Raw genomic sequence first — 20,757 nt, forward strand, 5'->3', positions numbered from 1 at the left:
TCAGTCCTCGTCGCGGCGGCGGTTCTTGTCCTCCACCGCGGTGAGGAACGCGTCGTACATCGCCCGCATCGCCTCGGCGGGCAGCTCCATGCCGTTGGCGCCGCCCGGGTTGAGCCGCAGCGCGCCGCCGTCCTCCGGCCACGAGGCGACGATCTCGACGAACCCGACCGTGACCCACTCGCGGTCGCCGAGCTCCGACTGGAGGTACGGCAGCGAGGTGAACGCCAGGATCACCGGCACGCCGTCCACCCGCTCGGCCCGCCACCACGGGAACTCGGGGTCGGTCACGTCGCGGGAGACGACGGCCGAGTCGGTGCGCACCGCCGTCCAGTAGTCGGCGGGCTCTGATGCCGGCTCGGGCGCCAGCTCCTCCTGGGTCGGCAGCGGCAGCAGCAGCTCCGCGTCGATCAGCCGGGACAGGTAGGCCTCGCGGTCCTCGGCCCGCACCGCCGCACCCAGGGCGAAGTCCAGCGGCGCCCACTCCGGCTCCCACGCCAGCAGGTCGCGCACCGCCTGCGGCGTCAGCATCGACCGCACCGGCAGGCCCGGGTCGACGGCCAGGCCCCAGCCGAGGTCGGCGATGAACCGCACCACCTCGAACAGCGGCGACCGGCGGAGATGGCGGAACTCCGGCGGCAGCGCCGGGCCGGAGGTGAACGCGACGACGTACTTCTCGCCGCCCGCCTCGGCGGTCATCCACGTCACCTTCTCGCGGCCGTCCGCGGCCCCGGCCGTGATCGGCAGGATCAGCGCCGCCTGGGACACGGCCTGGAGATAGGCGAGCTGGTCACCGGCGGCGACCGCGGCGGCCATCGCCTCCTCGGCCTCGGTGGTCGGCCGCCACCCCGTGCCGGAGACCGGCCCGGTCACCGAACCGCCGCTCACGCCCATGTGCCCTCGTCCGACACCCGGGCCGGCATCCGCCCGGCCACCAGCGTGCACAGCGCCTCGTCGAGGGTGGCGCCGAGGAACCAGTCGGCGGTGTGGTCGACGAGGAACACCCGGCCCCGCTCGTCGACGGCGAGCAGCCCGGTGCCGTCGCCCTCCTCGCCGAGCGGGGTCATCCGCGCGCCGACCAGGGTGCCGAGCTCGGCGAGCGTCGACGCGCTGTGCAGGGCGCGCATCGGGTCGAGCACGAAGCTGGGCGGCGCCACCTGCTCACCGGCGCCCTCGCCACGGACCGCGAGCCCGCCGAACTCGGCGAACGCCGCCATCGCGGGCGGCACCACGGTGTGCTGGTGACCGTCCGGGGAGGCGTGCGAGGCGAGTGCCAGCGCCCACATCCGCGCCTGGTGCCGCTCGTTCCGGCCGGGCGTCCAGCCGGCGCGGGCCAGCACCTCCGCCACCTCCGAGGGAAACCGCTCCGGCGTGCTCATGCGACCTCCGCTGCGCTCCGGACCGCCCTCACTCGGCCACCACCTCGACGCCGAGCCACTCCAGCAGCGCGGCGCAGCTACGGCAGGTCGGTGCCGGGCGGCCGTGCGCCGGGTCGCCGTCCTCCCGGATGAAGCACACCGACATCCGCGCGCCCCACAGCTCGGCGCGCGCGGCGGCCGCGGTCAGCGGCCGGCCGGCCTCCCGCTCGGCCGCGTGCAGCCGGTCGGAGACGAGCACCACCTCGGCGCACGAGCCCGCATACCGCTCGCGCTGCTCGGCCGGCAGTTCGTGCAGGAACCGCCGGACCAGCGGATGGAGGTCGGGGGGCGCGTCGCCCCGCACCGACGTGTGCTGGTGGACGGTGCCGCCGACCAGCAGCGCCCCCGCCGTCAACGGGAGCGTCCGGCCGATCACCGCGCGACTGGTCGCCATGCGTCCCACCCTATCGTCCGGACCCGTGCGGAACTGCCCATAGGCGGGCGTCGTATCGACACGGCAAGCTGCGATACTGCGAAGGCGAAGACCGCTCGACTACCCAGGGAGCCACGATCCGCACACTCCTCGTCTCCCCGCAGCAGCGCGGCGCCTACACCACGATCGGTGACGCGCTCGCCGCGGTCACCGACGACTCGGTGATCGCGGTCGCCCCCGGCACCTACGCCGAGGCCATCTACCTCACCGGCAAGCGTGTGCGGCTGGTCAGCGCCGAGCCGCGGAGCACGGTGACGCTCGACGCGTCGATGCTGCCGCACCCGACCGTCAGCGTCCGCGACGGCGCGCTCGCCCTGGAGGGCTTCGTGCTGCGCGCCGGCGACGCCCCGGTGATCAGCGCCCGGCACACCCGGTTGTCGCTGGCGAGCTGTGAGCTGTCGGCCGGTTTCGGGCCCGGCGTCGACCTGGCCGGCGGCTCCATCGAGATGCGCAAGTGCACGGTCACCGGCGCGCAGTACGGCATTGTGGTCGAGGACGCGCCGGGCACCATCGACGGCTGCCAGATCGACGACGTCGCCGAGGACGGCATCATCGTGCGCATCGGCGCCGACCCGGTCATCACCGGCACCGTCGTGCGCGGCTGCGGCCGCCGCGGCATCTACGTCTACCAGTTCGGCAAGCCGACGATCGAGGGCTGCGAGGTGGCCCAGACCGGCGACGCCGGCATCGTGGTCGCCCATCAGAGCACTCCCGCGATCCGCCGCTGCTGGGTCCACGACACCCAGGGCGTCGGCGTCTCCTTCGCCCGCGGCTGCGCCGGCGCGGTGGAGGAGTGCCGGATCGAGAACACGGGCGTGCCCGCGCTGGACATCGCCGACGGCGCCACGCCGACCGTGATCACCGCCCGGCCGGACGCGCCACCGCTCACCATCGGCGACGCGAGCCCGTCCGCCGGCGGCGACGCCGAGGCCGTGGAGCAACTGCTCGCCGAGCTCGACTCGATGGTCGGCCTGGCCGGGGTCAAGGACGAGGTGCGCGCCCTCATCGACGAGATACAGGTCAACGAGTGGCGCCGCAGCGCCGGCCTCGCCGTCGGCGGCATGAGCCACCACCTCGTCTTCGCCGGCGCGCCCGGCACCGGCAAGACCACCGTGGCCCGCGTCTACGGCAAGCTCCTCGCCGCGCTCGGCGTGCTGCCGAAAGGCGCGTTCAAGGAGGTGTCCCGCCGGGACCTCGTCGGGCAGTATCTCGGCCACACCGCCGAGAAGACCTCCGCCGCCTTCGAGGAGGCCCGCGGCGGCGTGCTGTTCATCGACGAGGCCTACACACTGTCCCGGTCGATGGGCTCCGGCGGCGACTTCGGCCAGGAGTCGATCGACACGCTGGTGAAGCTGATGGAGGACCACCGGCACGAGATCGCCGTGATCGCGGCCGGCTACACCGGCGAGATGGACGAGTTCATCTCGGCCAACCCGGGTCTGGCGTCGCGGTTCACCAAGACCATCGTCTTCGAGAACTACAGTCCGGAAGAGCTCGTCCGCATCGTGCGGCGGATGTGCGCCGAGGACGACTACGTCCTCGGCGGGCAGGTCGAGGCGGCGCTGCTGCGGCACTTCGCGGCGATCGAGCGCGACGCCAACTTCGGCAACGCCCGCGACGCCCGCAAGCTCTTCGAGAGCGTCCGCAAGGCCCAGGCGCAGCGGCTGCGGGTGCTGGGCCGCCGGCCCAGCCTCGACGAGCTGCGCACGCTCGAGCTCGCCGACGTCGAGGCCGTCGTCGGCGTGAGCTGAGGGGAGAGCGCATGTCGTTGCCCGGCGGCGGGTCCGAGGAGTTCCGGGCCACCTGGCGGCAGACGTGGCACACGCACATCAAGCCGTTCCTGATCTCGAACATCCTCATCGCGGTGGTCGCGTGGGTGCTCGGCTACGTGTTCGGCGGCCCGGTCGTCTCGGTGCTGCCGCCGGTCGTCCTCGTCGGCCTGATCACGCTGCTGCAGCGGGTCGCCAGCCGCGGGCACGGCCTGCGGCTGTCCGCCGACGGCGTCGAGTTCCTGCGCCGTGACGGCGTCGTCGTGCGCATGCGGTGGGCCGACATCCGCGGGATCGCCGTGCTGGATCAGCGCCGGACCGGGGTCATCGCCCCCTACGGCGTCGCCCGGGCGGCCGCGGCGGCCGATTCCGCGGCGTTCGCGGCCGCGAACACCGGCGACGGCCTGGTCGGCATCGGTGAGGTCCTGACCCCGGCGCAGGCCGCGCAGCAGCGCCAGGCCGGCCCGGCGTGGCAGCCGCTCGGCAAGACCGGCGCGGCCTCCCTGCGCCTCGCCGTCGTCGACCGCGAGTGGCGCACCGGCCGCATCGGCGAGTGGTTCCGCGCCTACCGCCCCGACCTGATGCCGGGCTAGGCCGGCCTCTGGCCGGGCTCTAGGCCGGGTCCGGGTCGCCGTCCTTCGGCGCGACGCCGGGCAGGTGCAGCGTCCGGTCGAGGCCGGACGGCTCCCAGGAGCGGTAGACCAGGTCGGCCGGGCGGTCCACCTCGTTGAGGTCGCGTAGGACGGTGACCACGGCGTCGACCAGTCGGTCGTATTCGGCGGTCGTCGCCGGCCAGGTGAGCTCCTGCCACCAGTTGGTGTCGTCGGGGTCGGCCGGGTGCCAGCCCAGCGCCTCGAGCATCCGGGTGCTGCGGGCGCTCGGACGGGTGGTGCCCTCGGCGTCGACGGTGTCGCCGCCGACCTCGGCGCGCAGGTAGCCGATGCGCCGGTCGCCGCCGGCCGGGTCGCCGGCCCGCTGCACGAACTGGGCGAGGTGCCAGGGCTTCCCGCGCTCGTGCAGGACGATGATCGCGTTTTCCGGCAGCCGCGCCAGCTCGGTGGTCAGTGCGCGAGCGAACTGCGCCCACCCGTCGTCGGTCACTGCTCGTGCTCCGACAGCGCGACGAGCCGGTCGTACTCGGCGGTGCGGAGCATGGCCAGCCGCACGGTCAACCGGCTCAGGCCGAGCTCCAGAACCGCGTCGCCGAGCCGCCACGTGAGGATGGACTGGTTGTCGCCCATCTCGGTCGTGTGCGGCGGGCCGAACGACTCCGCGAGCGCGCGCGCGGCGACGGCGAACGCGTCGCGGTGCAGCTCGGCGCGGCCGGGCGTGCGCAGCGGGAGGTTGTCGCAGAGCCCGGTGGAGAGCCTCGACACCGTGCCGTCCCGATCGAGGTCGAGGTAGGACAGGCACTTGGCCACGTCGAAGCCCGGGTCGGCGGTGACCGTGCGGTCGTCCCCGTCGTCCTCGCACCTGGCCCAGCCGAGCCGCTCCAGCACCCGATCGGCCGGTGCGGTGTGCAGCAGCGGCTCCACCGAGATCATCCGGCGGCTCACCGCCTGCACCTGCTCGGCGGTGAGTGTCCGCGGCTGGTGCGGCTCGGTCGACATGCGCCTACCCTAACCAACCGCCGGACGGCCGTGGTGCCGCGGCCGGGGCGCGGCCACGGATCAGCGACGTCAGTGCCTCGTCGATGTCCCGGCCGAGGTACCGCTCGACGTCGCCCGCGGTGCCGACGCCGAGGCCCGGGTGGAGCACGATCTCGCACTTCCACTCGGGCACGGTGCCGAGCGCGAACAGCGGCCCGCCCCGCGCGGACGCGCCGGCCAGCCGCGCCGGGTCGGCCGGGTCGCCGTTGGGGAAGAGCTGGAAGCCGACGACCCGCCAGTCGCCGGTGTAGCCGTAGACCGGGTAGTCGAGGCCGCCGAACTCGGCGAGGACCGACCGCCCGGCGGCGACCAGGTCGGCCGGCAGGTCGTGCTGCCCGGGGGCGGCGCGGGGCCACCACGCGTCGATCACCGGGCCGACGTCCCGGCCGGGCGCCCAGCCGACGGTGACCAGCAGATCGTAGACGTCGGGCGGGAAGCGGAACTGGATCGGGGCCGAAGGCTCGAACGGCGTGGGCTGCCGCCGCAGCAGCGCCTGGTGCGCCTGCCCGACCCGGTCGGCGTGGACCCGCGGGCTCCAGAAGCCGCGCTGGACGATCAGGTCGGCCAGCGCACCGGGCGGCGCGACGCCGTGGTGCTCCAGGTAGTACTCCAGCGCCAGGGGCCAGATCCAGACGCCGTCGGTGCGGTAGCCCCGCGGTACCACCGCCGAATGCCGCGGATCGAGGACGTCCGGACCCTTCGTGGCCTCGTCCCGGATCACGGACGGCGCGCTGCGCAGGTAGCGCAGCGTGCGGTGGAACCGCGGATCCTGCGGGGTGAAGGCACCGGCGACCAGCCGGCCACCGGTGTCCGCGCCCAGCTCCACGAACCGGAACGGCAGGTCCGACTCGACCGTGCTCATGACCCATCCTCCGCGAGGTCGGCGTGGTCGTGCTGCCAGTGGCGGTACCACTCCTCGAACCACGGCCGGCCGGCGGCGAGCGGCACGACGGTCGCGACGGTCTCCCCGTAGTACGACGCCCGTTTCTCCGGCCGCGGATGGGTCCGCAGCCGCTGCACGTTGCTGAGCCGGTCGGCGAGCTTCACGTCGATCGCCTCGGCCGGCGCCTGCCGCAGCCGTGCCAGGTAGGCGGCGCGGTCGGTGCCGGGGGTCCTGGTCACCCAGCCGACCAGTTCGGCGACGCGCGGCCCGAAGCGCTGCCGCACCTCGTCGAGGGTGGTGCCGGTGTCCTCGACGACGTCGTGCAGCAGCGCGGCGCGCAGCGTGTCCGGGTCGCGATCCCCGACGGCGTCGACGAGCACCTGTAGCGCCTCCAGGAGGTGCTCGACGTAGGGCTCGCCGGCCGGGCGGCGCTGGTCGCCGTGGCGGTCGGCGGCGAACGCGACCGCCTCGTCGAGGCCGGCCAGGGTCTGCGCGGGAAGCCGGTCGGCGAAGCGCTGCCGCAGCGCCGGCCAGCCCACCGACCCGTCGAACGTCTCAGGCATCGGCGGGACCGTCCTTGCCGAACCAGGTCGCGTCGACCGTGGGGGAGGTGCCCAGCAGCGACACGGCCGTGCTGCGGTGCCGCCAGACGAGCGCGATCTCGTGACCGGCGTTCGTCGCGACGACGGTGGTCGAGGCGGGCTTCTCCAGCGGCTCACCCAGTGCCCACCCGGCCCCGCGCAGCCACCGCGCGACCGCCTGGAGCGTCTCCGGCACCGGCTGCCCGGCCGGCGGGATCACCGCGTAGCCGCACTCGACCCGGAACTGCTCCTCGGCGAGGTCGACCGACGCGCGACCGACCCGCTGCGGCCCGGGGTCCGACAACAGCGTCACCCGCCCGCCCGCGACCGCGCCGGCGGCGCCGGCGAGCTGCTCGCGCAGCCACCGCTGGGACTGCTCCAGCCAGCGCCCCATGGCGTCCCAGCCGACCGGGGTCGCCTGGTGCTCCGGGAGCGGCCGGACGCCGATCGGCGTGCCGCCCTCGATGTGCCTGGCCCGCCACTGCTGCCACGACGGCAGCCCGGTCCGTGGCGTGCCCGGACCGGCCTGCGACGTCTCGTAGTCGGCGATCAGCCGCCGCTCGCGCAGCGCGAGCGAGGCGGCCTCCACGTCCGCGCGCACCGCCGCGGGGTCGGCGTAGTCCCGACCGTCGACGGAGAACACCGGCTCCAGGTCGTCGTAGGCCTCGCCGAGCCGGAAGACGTAGACCGTCGTGAGCTCGGCCCCGTCACCCATCCGTCATCTCCAACTGGTCCCGGGCGGCCGCCTCCCTGAGCGCCTCCCGGACCGCCTGCTTCTCGTCGTCCGTCAGCACGATATACGGCTTGTACAGGGAGTTGTGCTCGATGTCGGCGGCCACGGACGCGCGCAGCGTGGTCAACTGGAGCTCGAACGCGTACCGCCGGCCCTCGATCTCGGTCCCGATCACCAACGGGATCACCCGGTACGCGGGGTTCTTCGACTTCGGCTTGGCGTACATGTTGTCGATCTCGACGATCCGGCCGCCGGCACCGACGCCGAAGTGCTGGACGACCGCCGTCAGCGCGCGCTGGAGGCTCGCCATGTCGGGCACGGTGATCCGGGCGCCGACCGCGTCGACGATGTCACCGACCCGGTACTGGCCGCGCCCGGCGTCGCCCGGGCGGCCGCGGGCCATCCGCCGGACCTTGTCGACCAGGCCGTCCGCGTCCTTCGGCCGGCTGTTGTAGTCGACCGGCCCGTCCGCCTCCTCCCGCAGCATGGCGACGATCGGCGCGAGCTCCCCGTCGACCGCCGGCTTGACCGCGTGCCGGAGGCGGTGGGCGTAGTCCTCCACGGCCTGCCGCTCGGCGGGCGACGGCGTCGCGCCCGCCTCGAGCGCCGTCCGGTCGTCCGCCTTCATCTCCTCGACGTAGGCGCTGAGCCGGGTCCGGCCGTCCGCGGCGTGGTTGAGCTCGTGCGCGACCTGCTCGTACAGCGGGCCGCGGCCGGGATGGTCGGCGAGGAAGCCCGGCAGGTCGACCCCGCCGTACGGCCGCATCGCGTCACCGCGGGCCAGCTCCTCGACGGTGCCCATCACCCGCTCGTGGAGCACTGGGCTGCGCAGCGAGTTGGTGACGTTCAGCGCGTGCGGGTCGGCGACCAGTTGCCGCACCACCGAGGACAGCTCCGGCGAGTGCGGGCCGACCCGGTCGGCGACGGACTGCTGGACGTCGGGCACCGTGTACCGCCCGTCGGGCCCCGGCGGCCCGATCGGCCGAGTCAGCTCGGGTGGCGGCGGGAACGCTCCCGGGCCTCCCCATCGAGGATCAGGCGGCGCAGTTCCGTCTCGTCCGGCAGTGCCGTGCCCAACTCCCTGGCGATGCGCTCCGCCTCCGTCCGGGACACCACCCGGGTCCGTGCCGGGTCCGCGCTGCCCGGGGAGCTGGCCGAGGTCGCCTCGAAGCGCCAGCTCCACAAGGCCCGGTCGAACCTCGTCGAACGGTCCTGCCCAACTGTCCGCTCCGCGCAGACCAGGGTCTCGGCCGGCGGGATCCGCTCCGCCGTCGGATAGATCGCCAGGTACTCGTACTCGATCCTCGGGGTGTCCTCCACCACCAGCACCGTCCCGGGCGAGACCGGGCTCGGCGTCGTACGCTCCAGGACCAGCGTGACCTGTCCGGTCCTGCGGTCCGCGGGGCTCTGGAACTCCACCGCCAGCACCTTCGTCCGCGCCCCGGTGCCATCCCCGAGCACCATCTCCGGCTCGATCACCCCATGCAGCGGCAGGCCCGACACCAGCAGCTCCCGGCTCGGCAGATCGAAGATCTTCTCCACCGAGAAGCGGATCACCATACGCCTCATCCTCCAGCCGGGCCCTGAGCCGATCCAGCGCGGGCCCCTCACTCGCGAACGCCTCCCGCTCGAGCTGCGCCCGCAGGTTGCCGGTGACCCGGACACCGCCGCGGAGCTGCTCGACGTGCGTGTACTCGTGCGCGATCGTCGCGGCGAGCGTGTCCCGGTCGGCGAACGCGGCGGGACCGAGCCGCACGACCCGGCCGCCCTCGTGGACAGGGGTGGTGGCCGAGAGGCCGCGCTCGTCGAGCATCCGGATCCGGGCCGGGTCGGTGACGAGCTCCACCCGAACGCCGGTGAGGTCGATGCCCATCAGGCCGGCGAGCCGGTCGACCTCGGCGTGGGTCATCGGGACGTCGCCGCCGTTGCGCCAGACGTCCTCGTTGGTGCGGCCCAGGTCGTCCGGAGGCCGGTGCGGGCCGTGGTCGTCCGGCGGCGGCGGTGGCGGCTCGTGCAGCCGGCCCGACAGCGCCGCCGGATCCTCGTACCCGTCGACGCGCAGGCGCATCTCGTACAAGTCGAAACCGACCCGGCTCACGTCGGTCACGTGCATCCGGGTGCCGGCCGCCAGCAGCGTGTCCCCGCGGGTGTGTTCGCCCACGGCGCCGATCCAGGCCATGTGGGTACCGGCAGGTGCCTCCACCACCACGCGGACGTCACCGCCGGAGGTGCCGTGCTCGTCCGCGGAGAGCCGCGTGAAGCCGCTCACCGACAGGTCCGCACCGACCAGGCCGGGCAGGTCGGTGACGCTGTCCACGCCGAGCCGGCGCAGGTCCGTGCCGCCGTGCAGGCGCAGGTCGGCCGGCGACGGGCGCATCGCGTCCTGGATGCGGAACGCGTCGGCGCGGCTGCCGCCGTGCTCCGCGCCACCGGAGTGCAGATAGCCGTCGATCGCGGAGCCGCCGGTGCCCGCGTAGCGGCTCATCGCGTCCCGCTGGTCCGGTGCCCAGCCCGCGCCGTGACCGCCGGTCTCGCGGTCGACGAACGCGGGGTCGGGCTCGCGGAACGGACCGGCGCTCGAATCGGACCACGGCCGGTGGCTGGTGGCCAGGTCCAGCCGGACCGAGGCGTCGTGGTGGCCGCGCCCCGCCGGGGTGGCGAGGTAGTCCTCGAGCATCCGGGTGTATCCGCCAGGCGTCCCGCGCTCGGCCTGGAGCGCCGCGTCGAGCGCCCGGGCCGCCTCGTGGATCGTCATGCCCGTCGAAAAGTCGTGCGTCTTGCGGTAGACCTGCTCGCGCAGCGCGTCGTACAGCTCCCGGCCGGTCATCCCCTGCCGGAGGTCGAGCTGGACGGCGTCCGTCATCCGCCGGATCTCCTCGGGCAGCGGCGGGTTCTCGTAGGCCCGCAGGACCGCGTCACGGCGGGCGAGCAGATCGCCGGTCAGGTGCGCCGCGCGGTCCGCCGGCAGGCCGGCCGTGTCGACCGCGGCCCGGATCTGCTCGTCCGACATGGCACGGACCGCCGCGACGGCGGTGTGCCCTTCGCCGGGCGGCGGGACCGGGCCGCCGTCGAGCAGCGAAGGCTCGCCGAGCCGGCCGGCCAGGGCCCGGTCGAGGTCGGCGAGCACCCGGTCCGGGCGGGCCGGTGCGGCGGGCTCGTGCGCCGGGTCCGGGCCGCGCAGCGCGCTGTCGATGCGGTCCCGGAGCAGGTCGGCGCCCTGGTGCGCGAGGTCCTCGGCCGAGGTGAACGAGCGCCGGTCGGGGGAGAAGTGCCCGGCGTCGGGCCCCTCCGGGCGCGCGGCGCGCAGGAACTCGTGCACCGCCCGGGCATCGACGTCGACCGTCCGTCCGTCGGCCAGCGTCACCCGGACGACCGACCGACTGCCGCCGCGCTCCATGACCGGGCTGACGGTGGACACCCGCTCGACCCGGACCACCCCGGGGATCTCACCGGGCCGGTCCAGCTCGGCGAGCGCCCGCGCGAAGGCCGTGTCGCCACGCGTGATGCTGTACGGCGTGGGGTCGGCGCCCGTCACGCGGACCTCGAGCCGCGACAGGTCGGCGCCGCGGCCGGCGAGCACCTCCCGCTGCCGGACGACGTGCTCGGCGGTCGGCACGTAGTGGCCGCTGTTGTTGTCGACCATGGTGACACGGCCGTTCACGACGTTCATCTCGCCGACCGCCAGCACGTCGCCGCCGGCGAGCAGCGTCGAGTGCTTCGCGCCGATCCGGCCGCCGTCGACCCACTCCATCGCGTGGATGCCCTGCGTGTGCGGGTCGGTCGCGAAGATGTAGTGCCCGTGCAGCGGGATGCCGCGCTGGTCGTACAGCAGGCCGTCGACGATCCGCACCTCCTGCCGCGCGCGCTGGGCGGCGTCGAGGTACGGCACGCCGTCGCGGCCGTCCTGCAGCCGGATCGCCGGCTCGAGGCGGATCGGGGCGCCGTGGTCGCGCGGGCCGACGACGGTGATCCGCGGCTGGTGAACCGGCGAGCCGTCCGGCGCGGTGTGGGCGAAGTCGAGCCTCAGGTGCTCGAGGTGCCGGGCCGTGACGGCGTCGACGCCGTACTCGGCGACCAGCTCGATCCGCGGCGGCTGGCCGTCGACCCACTGGCGCGGGTCGGCCGCGGCCCGCAGCAGGTTGCCGGCGTGCTCGTCGAGGACGTGCCGGGCCGCCGGGTCGCCGGTGCGGGTCAGCTCGGCCGGCAGGTGCGACGTCCAGACCCGTCCGCCGTCGGCGGCCTCGACCGGGATCGGCCGGCCCGGATCGTACTGGTGGGGCTCGTGCCGGCCGCCGAGGTCGACCGGCGGGCTCTGGCCCGGATCCGGGGGCAGGAGGTTCAACTCGCCCGGGCGGAACGTGTTGTCCGGGCGAGTCATCTGGAACGGCCGCACCTGGGTGGTGGGCCGGTCGGGGATGTCGATCCGTGGGCGGCCCTGCGGGTCCGGGCCGTCCAGGCGCGGGAACAGCTCCTGCGTCACCTTGTGGTACTCGACGCGCAGCGTGCCGCTGCGGATCGCGTCGGCGAGCCCGGGCATCTCGGCGTAGAGCCGCCGCATCGTCGGGTCGTGCTCGAGCATCCACTTCAGGTAGGGCGCGGTGCCCTGCATGACCCGGCCCTCGTCGACCAGGCGGGTCGTGAGCTCGCCCGTGCCGCCCTTGGCCTCCCACAGGACCAGGCGGCTGTGCTCCACGTCGGCGGGGTCCCAGCGCAGGCCGATCACGTCGAGCTCGTGCGCCTTCGGGACACCGGTCGCGTCGCCGAAGATGTGCACGGTCTCCGGTGGGACGTCGGGGCCGTGCAGCGTGCGGTGGGCGACGTCCAGCGCGCCGCGCATGCCGATCTCGCTGACCGCCAGGGTGCGGTCCGCGTACGCCGCGCTCAGGTCCTCCGACAGCCGCCGCAGGTCGCCGATCGTCTGCCGGTCGACGCCGACGGCCCGGAGCTGGTCCAGGGTGCCGGCGAGGTTCTTGCTGTTGAAGTCGCTCGGCTTGAACGTCGGGTCGGCACCGTCGTCGCCGACGAGCGCGTTGACCTCGTCGATGAGCACGCGGCGCTGCGGGTCCAGCTCCAGGATGCGGTCGTTGGCGACGTGCCACTCCTGGGTGGCGTGCTGGATCGCGCTGACGCTGTCCCCGGCCGGGACCGTCGCGTCGTGGGACAGCGTGTGCGGTGACGCCGTGCCCTGCTCCGCGATGACGGAGACGCCCGACTGCTCCCCGGCGCGCCAGTCCTTGACGTACTCGCTGCCGGACTTGAGCTGCCCCGTGACGGTGCGGAAGGTGTCCTCCGGGTCGCCGGGCAGGTGGTACTTGCCCTGCTCGTCCACCCACAGCGGGTCGGCGAGCAGCGGGACCTTCTTGCCCGTCGGCGTGAGGTTGTCCTCACTCCACTTCGGACCGTCCGGCGGCGTCCGCGACGTGCCGGTCTCACCCGGCGGCGGTCCGCCCGGGTCGTGGTCGCCGCCCGGCGGCAGGTCGTCGGTGTGCGGCCCGCCGGGCAGGTCGTCGACCGGCTGCCGGGGCGCCGGCAGGTCGTCGGCACGCGGCACCGGCGCGCCGGACGTGGTGTCGTGCGGGGCGGCGATCCGGGCCGGGTCGTGCACGGACACGTGCGGCTCGCCGTTGGCGTCGAGCGCGATGTGCCAGACCCCGTCGATGTTGCGGTCGAAGATCGGCCCGGTGTCGGAGATCACCCCGCGCTGGAGGTCGGTCCAGACGATCGTGCCGTCCTTGTTGATCGCGTTGAACGCGTGGCCCTCGCCGGTGTCGGCCCACCGGACGGCGATGACCGCCGCCGCGTCGGGGCCGGCCTCCAGCAGGTGGTCGGCGACCCGGGACAGCGCACTCGCGTCCTGGCCGTCGAGCGTCCACGTGCCGCGCGTCCACTCCGCGATCCGGGTCGCGCCGTTGGGCTCGCCCGCGGCGGCCGGATCACGCATGAACCCGGCGACGGTCGGGTCGCCGTAGTGCGCGGCGAGGGTCGACAGCGCCACGTCGGGGCAGTTGTTGTCGCGGCCGGCCACGTGCGGGCCGCCGTCGTTGACGCGGTGCGCCCACTCGCCCTCGCGCGGGTCCGCGTACCGTACCGGCTGACCGTTCCCGTCGCGCGGGAACGCGTCGAGCAGGGCCCGCTGGTGTGCCTCGGACGGCGGGGCGACCTGGTCGGCGGGGCGCGTCTCGGCGAGCGTCCGCCCGTCGCCGAGCGCCCCCAGGCTCGCCGGCGGCTCGTGGCTCGTGGTCGTCGTCGGATGGCCGGGCGGCGGCGGTTCGCCGGCCGGGTGGGCGCCGGTGCCGTGCGGGTCGATCGGCTGGAGGCCGAAGTCCCGGACGAACGGCTCGCAGGACGAGCACGGCGGCGCGTAGTCGCCGTGCTCCTGCCGGCTGCCGTCCCCGACCCAGTGCGTCGACACCAGGCCGTCACGCAGGTGCGTCCGGGCGTAGTCGGCGAACTCGCCGGGCCGGCCCTCGGCCTGCCACTGGCGCTCCAACTGGTACAGGTGGTCGGAGACCAGCACCACTTCCGCGCACTTGCCGTGGTTGAGGCCGAGCCGCTTCGACGGGTCCGCCGCCACGTCGGCGGCGATGGCGTCGAGCACCCGCTTCGCCTCCGGGTGCACGTTGAGGTCCGTCGGCGGCGTACCGTCGCTGTGCCGCATCGGCCGGGCACTGCTGTGGCTGGTGATCGTCGGGTCGTCCGGCCGCAGCAGCGCCCCGGCGACGCGGACCCGGTTCTTGGTCCCGAGCCCCTCGGCGTCCATGTTCTTCTTGACGCTGTCGGCCAGGTCGCGGGCCGAGCGGGTGACCGCCTCCCGGGCCTCCCGGCTCTGCGGATCACCGTCGAACCGCCGGGGCTGACCCTCGTAACTGCGGGTGCCGTTGGCGGTTTCGGTCGTCGACAGCTTCGATCGATCGTCCCGGCCGTCGCCGCCGGGCCGGTCGCCGGGCGGCGGGTTGTCGTCACCGCCGCGACCGCCACCCGGCGGCCCGTCGTCGCGGCCGCCGCCGGTGGCCGTGTCGTCGTGCCGCGCGCCGCCCTGCCCGCGCTCGGTGGTCGCGGCGGTGTCGTGCCCGCTGACCCGGGTGTGGGTGGTGCCGGCGGGTGGTTCGCCACCGCCGAGCCGTGCGGGCAGTTCGTCGCCGCCGCGCATGGCGAGGACCACCGGCACGACCGTATCGTCGTTACCGGTTCTGGCATGGTCGGCAGGCCGCCCGCGCTCCGCGGACCCGCCGTTGTCGGTGGAACGGACCGGGTCGGCAGACCGCCCGTGCTCCGTGCCGCGGCCGTGATCCCCGGCCCGGACCGGCTCCCCGGCGCGGCTGGGGCCGGCGGGCTGACCGTTGTCACCGGCGCGGGTCGTCTCACCGGCGCGGGTCGTCTCACCGGGCCTGGTGGTCTCGGCCGGTCGGCTGTGCTCGGGCGCGCGGATCGACCCGGCGTTGCGGTCCCCGGTCCGCGCGGCCTCTCCGGTGCGTGCTTGTTCCCCAGTGCGTGCTTGTTCCCCGGTCCGTCCCTGCTCGCCGGTCCGTGTGTGCTCGCCCGTGCGTCCTTGTTCCCCGGTCCGCGTGGTTTCCCCGGTGCGTGCTTGTTCCCCGGTCCGTCCTTGCTCGCCGGTGCGTGTGTGCTCGCCCGTGCCGGTGGTGTCGGTTGTCCGGGTCGAGTCTGTGGTGCGGGCCGTGTCCGTGGTGCGGGCCGTGTCGGTCGCGCCCCGGTCCGCGGTCTGCACTCCGCGGTCGAGCACCATCGGCCCGGCCTCGTGGGTGGCCGCCGGCCCGGTCTCGCGCGAAGCCACCGACGCCGGCTCGGCGGAGCGGTCGGCGGTCGTCACGACCGGGTCGCCGCCGCGGGCGCTCTCGCTGGTGCCGCGCACCGACGTGTGGCCGCCGGGCCCCGCCGTGTCCTGCCCGCCGGCGTTGCGGGTGACCGGGTCGCCGGTCGAGGTGGAGGACCCGCCGGTGTCGCGTGGCCCGGTCGCGGTATGGGAGCCCGAGCCGCTGTCACCGGTAGTGACGTGGGGTCCGGCGCCGTTGTCCGTGGTGGTGACGTGGGGTCCGGCGCCGTTGTCGCCGGTGGCCACGTGCGAGCCGGCGCCGGTGTCGCCGGTGGCCACGTGCGAGCCGGAGCCCGTGTCGCCGGTGGTGACGTGCGGTCCGGACGCGGTGTCTGTGGTCGGGACGTGCGACCCGCCGGTGGTGTCCGCGCCCGATCCGGTGGTCGAGACGTCGGAGCCGCCTCCCACGCCGGTCGTGTCGCCGGTCACGCCGCCGGGTGAGGAGTCGCCGGTGTTCACCGGCGCTCTGACGTCTGTCCCGGCCGGGACGTCGGAGCCACCGGGAGCGCGCTCGGTGGTGGGGCTGGGGGTGTCGGCACCACCCGCGCGCGGATTGCGAACCGAGCCTATCAGCCCCATCCCGCCGCCGCCCGCGGCGCCGAACAGGATCGACTCGAGGGTGATGCCCTTGGTCAGGCTCTCCCAGCTCCAGTCGCCCGTCGTGATGCCGTTGGTGAGCATCGTGGAGATCGGCAGCGCGATGCCGTTGCCCAGGGCCTGGACACCCGCGTTGGCGCCCATCCGGCCCCACCGGTTGTTGATCGGCAGGTGGACCAGGCTGACCGGGAACGTGAGCGCACCGGCGATGAGAGCGGAGTACAGGCTTCCCTTGAGACGCTCGGTGTCGAGCTTGTCCCGGTAGCCTTCCGAGATCTGGATCTGCTGCGCCAGGTAGTCCGCGCCGACCGTGAACACGACCTGCTGGGTCTCGTGGATCACGAACCTGGTGAACAGCTTGCGGATGATGCCCTTGCCCAGCCATTGGACGAGCCGCTGGAGCACCTGTTGCGCGATGGTACGGGCAGCGCCGATCGACGCCGCCGCCACCGCCTCCGAGGCGCCGGCCGTGAAGATGGCGAACACCTGGCAGATCAGCACCGTGATCAGCGTGACGATCAGGGTGATGAGCAGGACGAGCTTCGCGTATTCGATCTCCAGCGCCGCGTTCTCGGCGGCGGCGGAGTAGTTCATGGCGATGTCGGCGATCTGCGGCAGGCCGTTCTGGGGGCCGACGGCGAGCGCGTTCCAGTACGTGTTGAACGCCTCGCCCGCGTCGCCGCCCCAGTTCGTGAGGACCTGCATCGCCGACGTGTCGGCGGTGCTCAGCGCGTTGTTGAGCTCGGTGGCCAGTTCCTGCCAGGCCTCCGCCAGCTCCCGTAGCTTGTCCTCGTTGCCCTCCGGCCAGGCCGAGCCGGCGCCGATGACGCAGATGGCGTCCCACAGCCAGTCGAGCGGGTGCAGCGAGGGCTTCTCAATGGACACGCCGGCTCCCCCGTGTCATCGCCACGTGGGGCGCCTCACTTCTTCGGGAACCAGGTCGCGATCAGATCATCGAGGTCGGCTGTGCCTTCGACCCCTTCCTTGACCTGCTCTCCCACCTTGGAGAGCGCGACGACCATGCTCTCGCCCGAGTCGAGCACGTTGGTGGCCGGAAGGTGGGATCCCTCCAGGTAGTTCTTGTTGAACTGCTTGCCGGGCTCGTCGTCGCCCCACGGCTGGTCGCCGTTGAGCGCGTCGATGCGGGCGCGCAGCCCGTGCCAGCGCGACAGCATGGAGTCGCCGACGCGGGTCAGTTGCGCGGCACCGTTGAGCGCCTGGGTGGGGTTGACTGCGGTGTTCTCGGCCATCACCGCTCCAGGTCCTTGAGGTCGAGCTCGGCATCGAGCCGGCGGCTCATGCCTTCGGTGTCGAACTGTAGGTGCGCCTGCACCTGGTCGTCCGGCAGATACGGCTTGCAGGCCTCGGCGACCTTGTCCATCGCGTCCTGCGTCGCGGCCTGGATCGTCTTGGTGATGGAGATCGCGAGCTGCCGCGAGTCGGGGCGGCGGTAGACGCGGGGATCGATGTCCAACCGGATGAGCTGCCCGCGCGGGCCGACGACGGCCGTGATGAACCCGTCGTCCGACTTCGCAATGGCTGTGATCTGCCGTAACTGCTGACCGAGGTCGTTCATGCCGAGCCGGATCCGGTCGAGCTCGCCGAGCAACTCGTCGGCGCGTGCGCGCAATGCGCGATTGTCCATGGCGGCCTCCCCGTCCCCACTGGCCCAACCGTACGATACTCAACATCGGCAATATGCCACCAGTACGTATCGATCAGCGGAAAGGGTCCGGACATGCGGCGCACGCGTTGGTTCTCCGCCTTCGCCGCGCTGATGGCGGCGTCCGGCGCGGCATCCGGTACTGTCGCAGGCACCGCACCGGCGAGTGCGGCACCCGCCGACGCGTGCGGCAACGCGGCCAAGCCGGGTGCCGTCGTCCGGGAGACGCCGTGGACGCAGCGGGTGCTCGGCGCCGACCGGGTCTGGCCGATGAGCACCGGAAACCGTGTTACGGTCGCGGTCCTCGACTCCGGCGTCGACGCCGCGCATCCGCAGCTCGCGGACCAGGTGCTGCCGGGCTTCGACTTCCTGCGCAACGCGGCGGGCGCCGACTTCGACTGCACCTCGCACGGGACCGCCGTGGCCAGTCTCATCGCGGCCAAGCACGTCAACGGCATCGGGTTCGAGGGCCTGGCACAGGGCGTGAAGATCCTGCCGCTGCGGCTCACCGAGCACGGCGACAACAGCAGCGGTGCCGCGGTGACCCCGGGCGTCTTCGCCCAGGCGATCCGCTACGCCGCCGACAACGGCGCGAAGATTCTCAACATCTCGCTCACCCTGGACGCCGACTACCCGGTGGTCGCGGAGGCCGTCGACTACGCCGTCAAGACCAAGGGCTGCCTGGTCGTCGCCTCGGTCGGCAACCACCACAAGGAGCCCGCGGCGCCCGCCTCGCCGGTGTTGGGTTCCCGGGGTGGACCGGCCGCCGACCGGCCCTCGTATCCGGCCGCCTACCCCGGCGTGTTGGGCGTCGGCGCGGTCAACGAGGACGGCACGCGGGTCGACGAGTCACAGGTGGGGTCGTATGTCGACCTGGTCGCACCGGGTGGCAACGTCCTCGCCGCGACGCGGGTGCGGGGCCACGAATACTGGAAGGGCACCAGCATGGCGGCCCCGATCGTCAGCGCCGCCGCCGCGCTCGTGTGGTCGCTCTCGCCCCAGTTGCGCAACAGCGACGTGGCGCGGCGGCTGCAGGTGACGTCCGACCAGTTGCCCGGCCAGGTGCGCGGCCCGGAGTTCGGCTACGGCATGGTGAACCCGTACCGTGCGGTGACCGAGCAGCTCCCCACGACCGACAAGGCGACGCCCGACCCGATCCCGCCGGTCGCGCACGACCCGGCGGCCGCGGCCCGGCTCGCGGCGTGGGACGGCTGGAGCCGGACCGCGGTCGTCGTCGGCCTGGTCGTGCTGATGGCCGCGCTGGGAGGCGCGCTGCTCCGGTTCGCTGCCCGCCGCGGCCGGGCACGGCGCTGGCGCCCCGGTGAGCGTCCGCGACCCCGTCGCGTGCCGCACGACCCGGACGAGGAGCCGGAGGACGTGTTCTTCGCCCTGCCGCGCCGGAGATCGAGCTGAGGCGGACCCGCATGATCCGGAGGACGCACCGTCTTCCGGATCATCCGGACGATCCTTGCCGAAGGGTCAGGAGCGGCCGATCGCCGGGCCCGGAGTAGCCGGCGGGGGGAGGCGCGGTGCGTCGAGCACGCCGTCTGTGGAACGCTCCACCGCCCACAGTTCGTCCTCGCCGGTGACCGCCTCGCTACCGACCGTGAACGAGCCCGAACCGTGCTGGTCCTGACGCCTCCCCGGCTGGCGGCTCGCCGGGCCGTCGACTGCGGGGTCGCCGGTGCGGCCGCGGAGTGTCGGGGTGCGGCCCGCGTCCGCCGGCAGCGGACCCGACACGCGCTGGGTGCCGCCGCGGCCCTCCAGCGTCGGGCGTCCGCCGGTCTGGCGGCGCAACTCCGCCTGGTCCTCGACCGGCATGCCCGGTCGGCGCCGGCCGGTGAGACGGTCGCCCGGGTCCTCCGCCGCACGGCCGCGCATGCCCGGCGGCGTGCCCTGTCCGCCGAACGGACGGCCGCCGGGACCGCCGTGGCCCACCGGGTCGCCGCGGCGGCCGCCCAGCCGCGGGGGAACGGAGCCGGTGCGGGAACCGGGTGGCAGTTCCTCCGCCAGGTTGGGGCCCTGGACGCCGGGCAGGCGGTTCTTCGCGCCGCGCAGGTTCGGGTTGCCCTGGCCGGGCAGCGGCGGCCGCGGCGCGCCCGGCGCCGTCGGGGACCGCTGGCCGGACAGGTTGGGGCGCCCGCCCATCGGGGGCGGCGGCCGCAGCGTGCCGGGCTCCTGGGGGAGCCGGGGGTTGACGCCGCCGGGCTTGCCGGGGACTCTCGGGACCGGGCCGGACCCCATGCCGGGCGGGACCGGCAGGCCGGTGACCTGCGGCAGCGTCGCCTGCGGAGGGCCGACCACCTTCGGCAGGTCGGGCACCTGCGGCAGCGTGGGCAGGCCGGTGCTGCCGGCCAGGGTCAGCCTGTGGTCGCCGTCCACAACCGTCGGCAGTTCACCCGGCTTCGGCAGGTGGGCGGTCAGCTTGGACACGTCCGGGCGCTCCGGGAGGCGGGCCGGCGGCGGCAGCACCGGGATCGGCGGCAGACCGCCCGGACCGCCCTTGTGCATCGGGGGCGGCACCGCCACGACCGCGTTCGTCGGACCCTTGAACCGGCCGCCGTACGTCAGGTAGTTGAAGTAGACCTGGAGGTACGTGTCGGCCAGGTCCTTGACGTAAGGCTTGATCTTGTCGGTGTAGTGCTTCTGGAGCCGCTGCTTGCGGTCGTCCTCGTCCTCCTTGATGGCGCCGCCCTTGCCGACCGCCGTCGTCCGGGGCGCGCTGCCCTCGACCGAGCCGGGGTTGTTGACGGCCCGCACGTATTCCAGGTAGATCTGCCGGGCGTTCTTCTGGTTCCAGGCGATCGTGGAGGCCAGCACGTCGAGGCCGGTGGCGTTGGTGGTGGCGACCTCCTTCCACTCGTCGATCGAGTGGAGGGTCGCGCCGACCCGCTCGAGGAAGACCTTCGACGCGTCGGAGTTCCAGTTCTCCGCGAGCGCGTCGGTGTACCGGCGCAGGTGCTGCCCCGTGTTGTCGAGCAAGGTGTGCACGCGGCGCCACATGTCCGCCAACGCCGTCGCCCGGGCGTCGGAGTCAACCTTGATCCACGGCCACATCAGGTCGATGGTGGTCTTCTCGTCGTCCCAGTTGGTCGGCTCGTATTCGACGTCACCCATCGCGATGGTGTAGTCGTCGTACCGCGAGATGCTCGCCGGCAGCGGAACGTAGTTGTATCCGTAGTACTGCTCAGTCATCGTCAGGC

At 73.9% G+C, this 20,757-nt stretch carries 15 protein-coding genes; 3 read left to right on the forward strand and 12 right to left on the reverse strand.

The window, feature by feature from the left end; translation table 11 throughout:
* From Drose_RS12200 to Drose_RS12210, 3 genes are read right to left on the reverse strand one after another with little or no spacing between them, the layout of a single operon-like run.
* On the reverse strand, nt 1-891 hold the full coding sequence (locus Drose_RS12200; RefSeq protein ID WP_260728287.1) for an SseB family protein: 891 nt from the start codon (nt 889-891) through the stop codon (nt 1-3).
* Nucleotides 882-1,376 (reverse strand): SUKH-3 domain-containing protein, encoded by a 495-nt coding sequence (locus Drose_RS12205; RefSeq protein WP_260728288.1) that lies wholly within the window; start codon nt 1,374-1,376, stop codon nt 882-884. The genes Drose_RS12200 and Drose_RS12205 overlap by 10 nt, the downstream gene beginning before the upstream one ends.
* A 28-nt stretch (nt 1,377-1,404) precedes the next feature.
* The gene (locus Drose_RS12210; protein ID WP_260728289.1) at nt 1,405-1,809 is read right to left on the reverse strand and encodes a YwqJ-related putative deaminase; all 405 of its coding nucleotides are present in this window, start codon (nt 1,807-1,809) and stop codon (nt 1,405-1,407) included.
* A 116-nt stretch (nt 1,810-1,925) separates the two neighbouring features.
* Between Drose_RS12210 and Drose_RS12215 the strand changes: the two genes are divergently transcribed.
* Entirely contained in the window at nt 1,926-3,599 is a 1,674-nt protein-coding gene (locus Drose_RS12215) for a right-handed parallel beta-helix repeat-containing protein (protein WP_260729701.1), read from the forward strand.
* An 11-nt stretch (nt 3,600-3,610) separates the two neighbouring features.
* Nucleotides 3,611-4,210: a hypothetical protein gene (locus Drose_RS12220; RefSeq protein WP_260728290.1), complete on the forward strand. Its 600-nt coding sequence runs from the start codon at nt 3,611-3,613 to the stop codon at nt 4,208-4,210.
* A 19-nt stretch (nt 4,211-4,229) separates the two neighbouring features.
* On the opposite strand, the gene Drose_RS12225 is transcribed toward Drose_RS12220, so the two are convergent.
* The 8 genes from Drose_RS12225 to Drose_RS12260 are packed head-to-tail and all read right to left on the reverse strand — an operon-like array spanning nt 4,230 to nt 17,536.
* Nucleotides 4,230-4,718, reverse strand: coding sequence for a TY-Chap domain-containing protein (locus tag Drose_RS12225; protein WP_260728291.1), 489 nt, complete (start codon nt 4,716-4,718; stop codon nt 4,230-4,232).
* A complete protein-coding gene (locus Drose_RS12230; protein ID WP_260728292.1) occupies nt 4,715-5,227 on the reverse strand; it encodes a DUF6301 family protein in 513 nt (170 codons plus the stop codon). The genes Drose_RS12225 and Drose_RS12230 overlap by 4 nt, the downstream gene beginning before the upstream one ends.
* A gap of 4 nt (nt 5,228-5,231) precedes the next feature.
* Nucleotides 5,232-6,128: an SUKH-3 domain-containing protein gene (locus tag Drose_RS12235; protein WP_260728293.1), complete on the reverse strand. Its 897-nt coding sequence runs from the start codon at nt 6,126-6,128 to the stop codon at nt 5,232-5,234.
* Nucleotides 6,125-6,712: an HD domain-containing protein gene (locus Drose_RS12240; RefSeq protein WP_260728294.1), complete on the reverse strand. Its 588-nt coding sequence runs from the start codon at nt 6,710-6,712 to the stop codon at nt 6,125-6,127. The genes Drose_RS12235 and Drose_RS12240 overlap by 4 nt, the downstream gene beginning before the upstream one ends.
* A complete protein-coding gene (locus Drose_RS12245; protein ID WP_260728295.1) occupies nt 6,705-7,445 on the reverse strand; it encodes a hypothetical protein in 741 nt (246 codons plus the stop codon). The genes Drose_RS12240 and Drose_RS12245 overlap by 8 nt, the downstream gene beginning before the upstream one ends.
* The gene (locus tag Drose_RS12250) at nt 7,438-16,776 is read right to left on the reverse strand and encodes a WXG100-like domain-containing protein (RefSeq protein ID WP_260728296.1); all 9,339 of its coding nucleotides are present in this window, start codon (nt 16,774-16,776) and stop codon (nt 7,438-7,440) included. The genes Drose_RS12245 and Drose_RS12250 overlap by 8 nt, the downstream gene beginning before the upstream one ends.
* Before the next feature lie 35 nt (nt 16,777-16,811).
* Nucleotides 16,812-17,141: a hypothetical protein gene (locus Drose_RS12255; protein ID WP_260728297.1), complete on the reverse strand. Its 330-nt coding sequence runs from the start codon at nt 17,139-17,141 to the stop codon at nt 16,812-16,814.
* A complete protein-coding gene (locus Drose_RS12260) occupies nt 17,141-17,536 on the reverse strand; it encodes a YbaB/EbfC family nucleoid-associated protein (RefSeq protein ID WP_260728298.1) in 396 nt (131 codons plus the stop codon). Before Drose_RS12260 ends, Drose_RS12255 begins: the two co-directional genes overlap by 1 nt.
* Nucleotides 17,537-17,824: 288 nt before the next feature.
* Between Drose_RS12260 and Drose_RS12265 the strand changes: the two genes are divergently transcribed.
* Entirely contained in the window at nt 17,825-18,967 is a 1,143-nt protein-coding gene (locus Drose_RS12265; RefSeq protein WP_390891435.1) for a S8 family serine peptidase, read from the forward strand.
* Between the two features lie 66 nt (nt 18,968-19,033).
* On the opposite strand, the gene Drose_RS12270 is transcribed toward Drose_RS12265, so the two are convergent.
* On the reverse strand, nt 19,034-20,749 hold the full coding sequence (locus Drose_RS12270) for a WXG100 family type VII secretion target (protein WP_260728300.1): 1,716 nt from the start codon (nt 20,747-20,749) through the stop codon (nt 19,034-19,036).
* Nucleotides 20,750-20,757 lie beyond the last annotated feature (8 nt).

The sequence above is a fragment of the Dactylosporangium roseum genome, assembly GCF_025264685.1.
GTDB classification, from domain to species: Bacteria; Actinomycetota; Actinomycetes; order Mycobacteriales; family Micromonosporaceae; genus Dactylosporangium; species Dactylosporangium roseum.